Consider the following 12,154-nt stretch of genomic DNA (forward strand, 5'->3'; position numbering starts at 1 on the left):
GGCCCGCGACGATGATCCAGACGCTTGCCTTCTACCTCTTCGCTGCGCTCGTTATCGCCAGCGCCGTCATGGTCATCATGGCGCGCAACCCGGTGCATTCGGTGCTGTGGCTGATCCTCGCCTTCTTCAACGCCGCGGGCCTGATGGTTCTCGTCGGCGCGGAATTCATCGCTGCGCTGCTGTTGATCGTTTACGTCGGCGCGGTCGCGGTGCTGTTCCTGTTCGTGGTGATGATGCTCGACATCGACTTCGCCGAACTGCGTGCCGGTTTCGTCAAGAACTTCCCGCTCGGCATCGCGATCGCGCTGGTGCTCGCCGCTGAACTGATCTTCGGCATCGGCGCCTACCAGGCCGGGCAGCTCGAACTGGGCGTGGCCAGCGGTGTTGCGGCGCCGGCGCTCGACGCGTCGAACACAGCCAGCATCGGTGCGGTGCTCTATCGCGATTACGTCTTCCTGTTCGAGGCTGCGGGTATCATCCTGCTGGTCGCGATGGTCGGCGCCATCGTGTTGACGCACCGTCGCACCGAAAACGCGCGCGGTCAGCAGGACATTTCGCGGCAGGTGCGCCGCAATCCCGATGAGGCAACCGTCATGAAGCAGCCCGAAGTGGGCCGGGGGGTCGACCTGTGATCGGGATCGAGCATTACATCGTTGTCAGCGCGATCCTGTTCGTGCTCGGCGTGCTGGGCATTTTCCTCAACCGCAAGAACATCATCGTCATTCTCATGGCGATCGAGCTGATCCTGCTCAGCGTGAACTTGCAACTGGTCGCATTCAGCGCATTTCTCGGCGATCTCGTAGGCCAGGTTTTCGCGATGTTCGTGCTGACCGTGGCAGCGGGCGAAGCCGCTGTCGGGCTCGCCATTCTCGTCATCTATTTCCGCGGCCGCGGTACCATCGCGGTCGACGACGTCGACCGGCTGAAGGGATAAGTTCCGGTGCATCCGATACTCCTTATCGTCTTCCTGCCGCTGCTTGCGGCGCTCGTTGCCGGCCTGACCAACAAGGCTGCTCCCAGCGTGTTCGCCAAGGCGATCACCACGGGCGCGCTGTTCGTCAGCGCTGCGCTGAGCTGGCCCATTTTCCTCGGCTTCGTTGCGGGCACTTACGAACCGACGGTCGTGCCGGTCCTGAAATGGGTCCAGTCGGGCTCGCTGGCATTCGACTGGGCGCTGCGCGTCGACACGCTGACCGCGATCATGCTGGTGGTGATCAACACCGTCTCCGCGCTCGTGCACCTCTACAGCTGGGGGTACATGGACGAGGACCCGGACCAGCCGCGCTTCTTCGCCTATCTGTCGCTGTTCACTTTTGCCATGCTGATGCTGGTGACGGCGGACAACCTCGTGCAGATGTTCTTCGGTTGGGAAGGCGTCGGCCTCGCATCCTACCTGCTGATCGGTTTCTGGTTCCGCAAGCCTTCGGCAAGCGCCGCTGCGATCAAGGCGTTCGTGGTCAACCGCGTGGGTGACCTCGGCTTCATGCTGGGCATCTTCGGCACCTATCTGGTGTTTGACACCGTCTCCATCACCGAGATCCTCGCCGCCGCACCCGGCATGAGCGGGGCGACCATCGGTTTCCTCGGTTACAATGTCTACACGATGGACGTGCTGTGTGTGCTGCTGTTCATCGGCGCCATGGGTAAGTCCGCGCAGCTAGGCCTGCACACCTGGCTGCCCGACGCGATGGAAGGGCCGACCCCGGTGTCGGCGCTCATCCACGCCGCGACCATGGTCACCGCGGGCGTGTTCATGGTTTGCCGATTGTCGCCGATGTTCGAGACCGCGCCTGTTGCGCTGGGCCTCGTCACCTTCATCGGTGCGGCCACCTGCATTTTCGCCGCTACCGTCGGCACGACGCAGTGGGATATCAAACGCGTCATCGCCTATTCGACCTGTTCGCAGCTCGGTTACATGTTCTTCGCTGCGGGCGTCGGCGCTTATGGCGCGGCGATGTTCCACCTCTTCACGCACGCCTTTTTCAAGGCGCTGCTGTTCCTCGGTGCGGGGTCGGTCATCCACGCGATGCACCACGAACAGGACATGCGCTATTACGGCGAACTGCGGAAACACATCCCGCTGACCTTCTGGGCCATGATGGCGGGTACGCTGGCGATCACCGGCGTGGGCATCTACCACCTCGGCGCAGGCTTTGCCGGCTTCTGGTCGAAGGACGCGATCCTCGAAGTGGCCTATGGCCGCGGGACCGAGCTGGGCAACTTCGCGTTCTGGATGGGCACCTTCGCCGCGCTGCTCACGAGCTTCTACAGCTGGCGTCTGATGTTCCTGACTTTCTGGGGCAAGCCGCGCTGGATCGAAAGCGAGCACATCCAGCACTCGGTCCACAAGACACCCGAGGAAGCCGGCGAAGACACGACGGGTGGCTACCACCCGCATGAGAGCCCGCTGACCATGCTCATCCCGCTCGGCGTCCTGTCGATCGGCGCGGTTCTGGCCGGGCAGGTCTTCGCACCGACCTTCCTCGATGATGCGGCATTCTGGGGCAGCTCGATCTTCTACAACGAGCCGCTGATCCACGCGATGCACAACGTGCCATATCTGGTGAAGTATGCGGCGCTGATCGTGATGGTGATCGGCCTGGTGGTGGCGTGGTACGCCTATATCAAAGACACCAGCATCCCCGCCAAGACGGCGGAGCAGCTCGGCCCGATCTACCGCTTCCTCTACAACAAGTGGTATTTCGACGAACTCTATCACTATCTTTTCGTGGTGCCGGCCTTCTGGCTCGGCCGCCAGTTCTGGAAAATCGGCGACGTCGGTACGATCGACCGCTTCGGCCCCAATGGCATTGCCTGGGTAGTCGAGAAGGGCTCCGTGGGTGCCCGCAAGTTCCAGACCGGTTATCTCTATAGCTATGCGTTGGTGATGCTCCTCGGGCTCGTCGCCGCGATCACCTGGGTGCTGTTCTGATGGAATTCCCCATCCTCTCGCTGATGCTTGCCGTGCCGCTGGCAGGTGCCATTGCCTGCCTGTTCCTCGGGGCGCAGAGTGCGCGCATGGTCGCGCTGGTCGCCACGCTGGTCGACCTCGTGCTGGGCATCCTCCTGTGGGTCAATTACGACATCGGCGGCGCGCAGTGGCAGTTTACCGAGCGCGCCGAAATCTTCGCCGGTTTCAGCTATGCACTGGGGATCGACGGGATTGCCCTGATGCTGATCATGCTCAGCGTTTTCCTGATGCCAATCTGCATCCTCGCGAGCTGGGAAGCGATCAGCAAGCGCGTCGGCGAATACATGAGCGCCTTCCTGCTGATGGAAGTGCTGATGATCGGCGTGTTCGCCGCGCAGGACTTGTTCCTGTTCTACATCTTCTTCGAAGCCGGCCTCATCCCGATGTATCTCATCATCGGCGTGTGGGGCGGCGACAACCGGATCTACGCCTCGTACAAATTCTTCCTCTACACGCTGCTCGGCTCGGTCCTGATGCTGATCGCAATGATGTGGATGGTGAACGAAGCGGGCACCACCGACATCCCGACGCTCCTCAACTACGATTTCGACCCGTCGGCGCAGACGTGGCTGTGGTTGGCCTTTTTCGCCAGCTTCGCAGTGAAGATGCCGATGTGGCCGGTACACACCTGGCTACCCGATGCGCACGTGCAGGCGCCCACTGCTGGTTCGGTGATCCTTGCAGGCGTGCTGCTCAAGCTCGGCGGTTACGGATTCATCCGCTTCAGCCTGCCGATGTTTCCCGAGGCAAGCGCGCAATTCGCATGGCTCGTTTTCGTGTTGTCGATGGTCGCGGTGATCTACACCTCGCTCGTCGCCCTTGTGCAGAACGACATGAAGAAGCTGATCGCCTATTCCTCGGTTGCGCATATGGCGATCGTCACCGTCGGCATCTTCGCCTTCAACGTGCAGGGTATCGAGGGCGCGATGATGGTCATGCTCGGCCATGGCCTCGTATCGGGCGCGCTGTTCCTGTGTGTCGGGGTGATCTACGACCGGCTGCATACCCGTGAGATCGCGCGTTATGGCGGATTGAGCATCAACATGCCCAAATACGCACTGTTTTTCCTGCTGTTCACCATGGCGTCGATCGGATTGCCGGGAACGAGCAACTTCGTGGGCGAATTCCTCGCGCTGGCAGGGATCTACAAGGTTTCGACGCTGGTGACGCTGGTTTGCACCACCGGCATCATCCTCGGGGCAGCCTATATGCTCTATCTCTACCGCCGCGTGGCGTTCGGCGAACAGCTCAACGAAGATGCTGCGCGCATGCCCGATCTCAATGCCCGTGAATGGGCCATTCTCGCCCCGATCGCGGCCGCCGTGCTGTGGATGGGCGTCTATCCCGAAAGCTTCCTTGCACCCATGCGTCAGGATATTGCCGCACTCGAGGCCCGCGTTGCGCGTGCCGCTCCCGATTTCGACGCCGACAATGTGGTCGGAACTCCGCGCGAGCATAATGCGAATTATGTCGAGGGCGCGCATGGCGAAGCCCACGGCATAGAAGGAGCGCAATGATGGATTACGCGACTTCCTTCTATTTCACCGCGACCGAGATCGGCCTTTCGCTGTGCGGCCTCGCCTTGCTGCTCGTCGCGGGCTGGCAGGGCAACAAGTCGGCGCGGATGGTCACTATCATCAGCGTCGCAGCATTGTTCGGTGCTGCCATCTTCAGCATCGGCCTGTTCGATCGCGCCACGGGCGAGGTTGCGGGCCGTGCATTCGGCGATCTCTATCGTGCCGATGCATTCGGCAGCTTTGCCAAGGTGCTCATCTATGTTGCGGCAGCGGCCGTGCTGATCGTCACGCCGCGTTTCTTCGAGCGGATCGACGCTTATCGTGCCGAATATCCCGTGCTGATGCTGTTCAACGCGGTGGGCATGGGGATGATGGTCTCCGCCACCGACCTGATGACGCTCTACATCGGACTCGAGATGTCGAGCCTGTCGAGCTACGTGCTCGCCAGCTTCCTGCGCAATGACGAACGCTCCAGCGAGGCGGGCCTGAAGTATTTCGTCCTCGGCGCGCTGGCATCGGGTATCATTCTCTACGGTGTCAGCCTCGTCTACGGATTCACCGGTTCGACGAATTACGCGGGTATTCGCGCGGCATTCGAGGCCTCTTTCTCGACCGGTGCGCTGTTCGGCGTGGTCTTCGTGCTCGCCGGTCTGGCGTTCAAGATCAGCGCGGTTCCGTTCCACATGTGGACGCCCGACGTTTATGAAGGCGCGCCCACTCCAGTCACTGCCTTCTTCGCCAGCGCGCCCAAGGTCGCGGCGATGGGCATGCTGCTGCGCATGGCGATGGATCCGTTCGGCGGCGAGGCCGATGCCTGGCGGCAGATTGTCATCTTTGCTGCGCTTGCCTCGATCGTGGTCGGGGCGCTGGGTGCGATCGGACAGCAGAACCTCAAGCGCCTGCTGGCCTATTCGTCGATCAACAACGTCGGGTTCATCATGATCGGGCTTGCCGCGGCGACGCCAGGAGGCGTGGCCGGTGCACTGACCTATCTCGCGATCTACGTCGCGATGACGATCGGCAGCTTCACCGCGCTGCTCATGCTGCGTGCGCCCGACGGCACCAACCTCGAGACCTTTGCCGACATATCGGGCCTTTCGACCAAGCGTCCGGCGCTGGCCTGGTCGCTTCTCGCGCTGATGTTCAGCCTGGCCGGCATTCCGCCACTGTTCGGTTTCTGGGGCAAGTTCGTGGTCTTCCAGGCCGCGGTTCAGGCCGATCTGGTCGCGCTTGCCGCAATCGGGATCGCCGCCAGTGTGATCGGTGCATTCTACTATCTCAAGTTCATCAAGGTGATGTTCTTCGACGAGCCGACGCGTGAAGTCGAAGCGACGAGCCCGGTGAGCCACTGGGTCGTGCTGGGCATTTGCGTCGCGATCATGTCGCCGCTCGGTTACCTGCTTACGGTTCCGCTGGGTGAATGGACCGCGCAGGCAGCGGCGTCTTTCGTCGCGGCAATGTGATCCGCTTCGTTACCGAAACCGGCTCCACAAATTCCGATCTCGCGGCGCAATTGCGCGCGGGCGAGGCGGTGGCCGAAGGTCACTGGTTGGTCGCCGATCGTCAGCTTGCTGGACGCGGGCGGCAGGGTCGCGATTGGTTCGATGGCAGCGGAAATTTCATGGGGTCGACGATCGTTCGCATCAGCCCGCGTGATCCGACCCCGGCAACGCTGGCGCTTGTTTCTGGGGTGGCGGTCTATGAGGCGGTCTCGTCGATCATCGCCGAACCGCACCGTTTACGGCTTAAATGGCCTAACGACCTGATGCTTGAAGGCGCCAAGCTTGCAGGCATCCTGCTCGAACGGGAGCGTGATGCGATCATCGTCGGGATCGGGGTGAATCTCGCCGCTGCACCCCGATTGCCCGATCGACGGACGGTTGCGCTTGCGGAGATTGGTGTCACGCCCGATCGCGACACTTTTGCGCGGTCTCTCGCCGGGTGTTTCGACCGGGAAGTCGAACGCTGGCGGACCTTCGGGCTTGAACCCTTGGTGCGGCGCTGGGAAAGCGTTGCCCACGCGTTCGGCACGCCGCTGACGGTGCAGCCGCCAGGCGAAGACCGGATCGAGGGCACTTTCGACGGGCTGGGTGCCGACGGGGCGCTCTCGCTACGCTTGGCGGATGGATCGACACGTGCCATCCATGCGGGCGATGTGATGCTCGTGAACCAGGAGAGCTAAGCCATGCTGCTGGCCGCCGATGTCGGAAATACCAATGTCGTCTTCGCGCTGATCGACCAGGGCGAGATAAAGGCCCGCTGGCGGATTGCCTCGGATCCGCGCCGGACGGGCGACGAATATGCCGTTTGGCTGCTGCAACTCGCCGAGTTCCAGGGGTTCGACAGCGGGGACATCGATCAGGTCATCATCGGTTCGGTGGTACCGCGCGCGATCCACAATCTCACCGTCCTGTCGGAAAAATATCTCGGCATCACTCCGCTGATTGCGGGGCAGGGCGCTGCGGAATGGGGTTTCGAACTCGATATCGAACAACCCAGCTCGCTTGGTGCGGATCGCGCGCTCAACACCATCGCGGCACACGAGAAATATGAGGGCGACCTCATCGTGATCGATTTCGGCACCGCAACGACATTCGACGTGGTCGATTTCAACGGGGCTTACAAGGGCGGGATCATCGCGCCCGGGATCAATCTTTCGCTCGATGCGCTGGTAGGCAACACGGCGAAGCTACCGCGCATCGCGATCGAGAAGCCCGGTAGCGACAGCGTGATCGGCCGCAACACCGAAGACCAGATGCTGATCGGCGTGTTCTGGGGCTACGTTTCGCTGATCGAAGGATTGATTGCACGAATGAAAAAGGAAATCGGACGTCCCGCCACGGTAGTCGCCACCGGCGGCCTCGCCGTCCTGTTCGATGAACATACCGACCTGTTCGATCAGGTGGACTCCGATCTGACGCTGAACGGTCTCGGCATACTGGCGGGGCGTTCGGCGTGAAGAAGGACATGACCCCCGAAGACGAATTGCTGTTCCTCGCCCTGGGTGGATCGGGCGAGATCGGCATGAACGTCAATCTGTACGGGTGTCAGGGACGCTGGCTGATGGTCGATCTCGGGATGACCTTCTCGGGCGACCAATATCCCGGCGTCGACCTGGTGTTTGCCGATCTCGAATTCATCGAGGAGCGCAGCGATCAACTCGAGGCCATCGTGCTGACGCATGCTCATGAGGACCATATCGGCGCTGTCCCTTATTTCGCAGCCGATCTCGGCGTGCCGATCTATGCCACGCCCTTCACCGCGGACCTCGTCCGGCGCAAGCTCGACGGGGCCGGCCTGCTCGATCAGGTCGAGGTGAATGTGATCTCGGACGACCATGGCAGCTTCGCGGTCGGCCCGTTCGAAATCACCTATCTCCCGCTTGCGCACTCGATTGCCGAGGGCAACGCGCTGCTGATCGATACGCCGCATGGGCGGATATTCCACACCGGCGATTGGAAGCTCGATGAGGATCCGATCATCGGCGAGCCAACCACCGAACAGGAGCTCACCGAGATCGGCGACGAAGGCGTGCTTGCGCTGATCTGCGACAGCACCAACGTGTTCAACCCGGCACCCAGCGGATCCGAAGGCGCGGTCCACAAAGGGCTGCTCGAAGAAGTGCAGCGCCATGCGGGCAAGCGCGTGCTGGTGACCACATTCGCCAGCAATGTCGCCCGGTTGCAGACGCTCGGTGATGTCGCGCGCGAGACCGGCCGGCAGATTTGCGTTGCCGGGCGCTCGCTCGATCGCATTATCGAGGTTTCGCAGGACAATGGCTACCTGCTCGATTTTCCCGAGCCGGTGGACTTCGACACGGCGATGGGCCTCCCGCGCGGTGAACTGCTGATCCTCGCGACGGGAGGGCAGGGCGAACCACGCGCGGCGCTCTCGCGGATCGCCGAAGAGAATCATCCGCTCGAACTCGTCAGTGGCGACGTCGTGCTGTTCTCCACAAGGCAGATTCCCGGCAATGAATTGTCGATCGGCGTGGTCCAGAACCGGCTCGCGGCGCGCGGCATTACGATGGTCACCGATCGCCAAAGCATGATCCATGTCTCTGGCCACCCCGGGCGTCCCGAACTCGAAGCGCTTTATGGCTGGTTGCGGCCGGAAATCCTCGTTCCCGTGCACGGTGAAATGCGTCACATGCAGGAGCAGGGAAGGCTGGGTAAGGCCAGCGGTATCCCCGACCAGGTCGTCCAGCAGAATGGCGACATGGTCCGCCTGGCTCCGGGCAAGCCGGGCAAGATCGGGGAGGTTCGCGCCGGGAGGCTCGTTCTCGATGGCGACCTGATAATTCCTGCCGATGGCGAGGCGATTGCCATGCGCCGCCGGATCATGCGCGAAGGAGTGGTGATCGTGGCGCTTGATGGCGAATTCAATCCGCGGATTGAAAGCTTGGGGCTGCCGCTCGACGAGGATTACGAGGACTTCGTTGCCGAGGCGACGGCGGACATCCGGGCGGCGATCGGGAAACTGCGCGGCAGAGATCGCCGCGACGAAGCGAGCGTGCACGAAGCAGCGCGGCTTGCGGCAAGACGCGCGGCGCAGCGCTGGTCGGGCAAGCGTCCGCAAGTGCGTGTCATCGTCCCGAACCTTTAGGAGCCAGAGCGATGCAGTGGACCAGCATGCTCGCGATCTATTTCCTGTTCTTCGTGTTCAGCGCCTTTGTGCTTCTACCCTTTGGCGTGCGCACGCATGACGAGGTGGGAGTAGAGAAAATTCCCGGACAGGCGGAAAGCGCGCCGGTCGAGTTCCGGGCGGGGCGGTTGCTGCTGCGTGCGGCGATCCTCGCGCTGGTGGTGACCGCGCTGTATGTGGCGAATTACATCAATGGCTGGATCACAGTTGAGGATTTGATCCTGTGGGGACCTTCGACCGGCGCCGAGTGATTACTGTCGCAACCGTTCGAGCGCCTGCGCCAGCACGACATACAGCTTGCCCATGTCGCTGCTGAGCAAAGTGACGCTCACCGCGTGCCCATCGCGCGTCGACAGCATCGTGCGCAGCATCGCCTCGAAATCATGAATGTAGCGACTGACGTGTTCGCGGAACTCGCTGTCGCCATCATATAGCTCTGCGATCTCGCGGGCCTCGGTATTGTCGAGCAGCCGCACGGCGCGGCGCGTGAAAATTCCGCGATCACCCCGCAGGTAGCTGGCCCAGGCCGTGTCGGTGACTTCGGTCGAAAGCGCCTTGGCGATGTCGATCGCGTTCGAATTCAGGCTTTCGCTGATCAGTGCCACGCGGCGCGAGAAATCGCTGTCGACATCCTCTGTCGCGCGATCGCGGGCGTGTGCGATGCGATTCTCCAGATTGCCGGTAAGCTCGTTGACCTTGGCCAGCTGGTCGCGCAGCTGGCGCATCATCTCGCGCCCCGCGGCGGCCGAGCGCTCGGTCGCCTGGTCGAGCGCGCCGATGGCTTCGGCCGTATTGTTCCGCAATGCCCGGTCGATCGCCTCTGCGCTCTGTTCGCCCACCCTATCGGCGATTTGCGCGATCCGTTCGGCCTGTTCGGTCTCGATCGCGGCAAGTGCCTCGCGCGCGCTGGTTTCGAGCGCGGCTATGGCATCGCGCAATTCTCCCTGTGCGCGTTCGGAGACATTCTCGCCTTCCGCGCCCAATGCGGCGACGCTAGCGCGCAGCCGATCGATTTCGCCGGCATGGTGTTCGCTGGTCGTGCCAAAGCGCGCCTGGAAAGTCTCGACCGCGTCGATGGCTGCATGGCTTCGTTGCTCGGCGCTGTCCATGCTCGCCGTCAACGCTTCGCCCGCGGTTCGCGCACGGTCGAGCAGCGCTTTGACCTCCTCGGCGCGCTGTTCGATCTGGACGAGGCGTTGCTCGCTGGCTTCCATGGCGACGGGCAGGTCGTCTCGACTGTGCTTGGCGCTCGCCTGGATCAGTTCGAGCAGGCGGACGCTCGCGTCGGTCAGTTCGCCCACCGCTTCGCCGGTCCCGTCCAGGGCAGTTCGGCTTTCGGCCAGCTTGCCCGAAAGCGCGGCAATTCCGTCGGTCAATTCGGTACGGGCTTCACGCCCCTGCTGAACGATAGTCTCGAAGACCGTTCCCAGCGCTGCAATACGGTCACCCAGTTCGTCGCCCTCGGCGGCCAACAGGGCGAGTTGCTCGGCCTGCGCGGCACGACGATCGGCGATCGCCTCGTCCAGCACGGCGAGTCGTTCGGTCAGGCGTGCATGTGCACTTTCTTCCGCCTCGTCCATCGCGCGTTGCCGGTCTGCTGTCTGCTTCGCGAACAATTGGTTGCGCTCGGCGATCTGCGTGTCGAACCGTTCGGCCTCGCCTGCCAGTTGCGTCAACTTGGCGTTTGCATCGGCGACCGCCTTGTCGTCCATCCGGGCAATTTCCGCCACTGCATTGGCGAGACGTTTTTGCATCGCATCGATCTGGACACGCCACGCCGTCAGCGCATTCGCTTCTCCTTCGCGTATCCGTTGCGCGGTATCCGAGCTTTCCTCGCGCAGCGCAGCCAGATGTTCGCGCAGACTGTCCATCGCGGCTTCGCGTTCGCTGGCGGCGACGGCATCGGTTTCGGCCAACTCGTTGCGCAGGCTGTCGAACCGAGTCCGGATCGCGGCTAGCGCATCCACTTCGCGCGTATCCAATTCGCTGCGGAAGCCTTCGCTCTGTTGGCGCAATTCGGCGAACCTTCTGTCGGCAATCGTCGTCAACTGCTCCGCCTGAGCGGTGAACGCGGTAAGCGCCTCGTCGACGCGCTCGCGCAAGGAGGCGACCTGCCGCTCACTGGCGCCGCCAAAATCGTTGAGCCTCTCGAACCCTTCGACGAGTGCATCGAGCTGGCCTTGCGCTTCGCGACCGACCCCGCCGATCTGGTTCGAGACATCTTTGGCCGAGGTCGCGATTACGGGCAGGCTGTCGCGCAGCTTATCCATGTTTTCCAGCGCGGTAACGCTGACGCGTGCGATGGAATCTACCTGTTCACCGTTACTGTGGACCAGGGATTGGAGGCGTTCGGCATGCTCCGATATCCGCTCGCTTGCGCTGCGGCCGAGATAGTCGAGATCCCGTGTTTGGCTCGACAGGAACTCGCGCGCGAGGCTCAACTCGCGATTGACCGTTGCCAGGCGCGCCTCGAGTTCGACCGAATGGGCCGAGAGGTCTTGTGCAACGTCCGAAAAGCGGCGTGCTTCGCGGGTAGAATTGCGCATCGCGAGCAGCCACAGACCGACCACCAACAGCACGGGGATCGCCCATTGAGCGATCAGTGCGGTCCAGTCGCGCGCGGAGGGCAAAGCGCCATCCTGCGGCCGATGCGCCCAACCGAAGAACGCGGTCCAACCTAGGATGACGCTGACGGCCAGAGACGGCCATAACCATCCGAAGTTTCGGGCGGGGAGCGGTTCGGCTTCCCATTCCAGGGCAGTATCCTCCTCGACCGAGGTCGAGGTGTCCCCGCCAAGTTCTTCGGAAATCGGTGATTCCAGCGAAGCTTCGTCGTTCTCGTGTTCGACGGCCTGGATTACGGGACGCTTTCTCATAACCGAGAAAACTATCACCAAAGCCTCGGCACTCAAACCGATATTAACCATTTTCGGCGGGCTGTGGCCTGAGCGTGTCACCCGCGTCAAAGCATGATTGCAGGCTGCTTTCTTGCGATCACCCCGAACCGAAGCGTTATTCCTTG

10 protein-coding genes are annotated in these 12,154 nt (G+C 62.4%); 9 read left to right on the forward strand and 1 reads right to left on the reverse strand.

Annotation, left to right across the window (positions count from 1 at the left end; all coding sequences use genetic code 11):
* Positions 1-11 precede the first annotated feature (11 nt).
* The 9 genes from FHS69_RS02185 to FHS69_RS02225 are packed head-to-tail and all read left to right on the forward strand — an operon-like array spanning position 12 to position 9,383.
* Complete coding sequence (locus tag FHS69_RS02185) at positions 12-632, forward strand: NADH-quinone oxidoreductase subunit J (protein ID WP_067466489.1); 621 nt, start codon at positions 12-14, stop codon at positions 630-632.
* The gene (nuoK, locus tag FHS69_RS02190; protein ID WP_067466492.1) at positions 629-934 is read left to right on the forward strand and encodes an NADH-quinone oxidoreductase subunit NuoK; all 306 of its coding nucleotides are present in this window, start codon (positions 629-631) and stop codon (positions 932-934) included. Before FHS69_RS02185 ends, nuoK begins: the two co-directional genes overlap by 4 nt.
* Before the next feature lie 6 nt (positions 935-940).
* Entirely contained in the window at positions 941-2,932 is a 1,992-nt protein-coding gene (gene nuoL / locus FHS69_RS02195; RefSeq protein ID WP_166776191.1) for an NADH-quinone oxidoreductase subunit L, read from the forward strand.
* Entirely contained in the window at positions 2,932-4,488 is a 1,557-nt protein-coding gene (locus FHS69_RS02200; RefSeq protein ID WP_208380057.1) for an NADH-quinone oxidoreductase subunit M, read from the forward strand. The genes nuoL and FHS69_RS02200 overlap by 1 nt, the downstream gene beginning before the upstream one ends.
* Entirely contained in the window at positions 4,488-5,951 is a 1,464-nt protein-coding gene (nuoN, locus tag FHS69_RS02205; RefSeq protein WP_166776193.1) for an NADH-quinone oxidoreductase subunit NuoN, read from the forward strand. The genes FHS69_RS02200 and nuoN overlap by 1 nt, the downstream gene beginning before the upstream one ends.
* Complete coding sequence (locus FHS69_RS02210; RefSeq protein WP_166777034.1) at positions 5,948-6,670, forward strand: biotin--[acetyl-CoA-carboxylase] ligase; 723 nt, start codon at positions 5,948-5,950, stop codon at positions 6,668-6,670. The genes nuoN and FHS69_RS02210 overlap by 4 nt, the downstream gene beginning before the upstream one ends.
* A gap of 3 nt (positions 6,671-6,673) precedes the next feature.
* Positions 6,674-7,447 (forward strand): type III pantothenate kinase, encoded by a 774-nt coding sequence (locus tag FHS69_RS02215; RefSeq protein ID WP_067466505.1) that lies wholly within the window; start codon positions 6,674-6,676, stop codon positions 7,445-7,447.
* A gap of 8 nt (positions 7,448-7,455) precedes the next feature.
* Positions 7,456-9,093, forward strand: coding sequence for a ribonuclease J (locus FHS69_RS02220; protein ID WP_166777035.1), 1,638 nt, complete (start codon positions 7,456-7,458; stop codon positions 9,091-9,093).
* Between the two features lie 11 nt (positions 9,094-9,104).
* A complete protein-coding gene (locus tag FHS69_RS02225) occupies positions 9,105-9,383 on the forward strand; it encodes a DUF1467 family protein (RefSeq protein WP_166776195.1) in 279 nt (92 codons plus the stop codon).
* Here the strand turns inward: FHS69_RS02225 and FHS69_RS02230 are convergent, their stop codons facing one another.
* On the reverse strand, positions 9,384-12,008 hold the full coding sequence (locus FHS69_RS02230; protein ID WP_166776197.1) for a coiled-coil domain-containing protein: 2,625 nt from the start codon (positions 12,006-12,008) through the stop codon (positions 9,384-9,386). It abuts the gene before it with no gap.
* Positions 12,009-12,154 lie beyond the last annotated feature (146 nt).

Origin of the sequence: Qipengyuania flava (assembly GCF_011762005.1) — a bacterium.
Lineage (GTDB): Bacteria > Pseudomonadota > Alphaproteobacteria > Sphingomonadales > Sphingomonadaceae > Qipengyuania > Qipengyuania flava.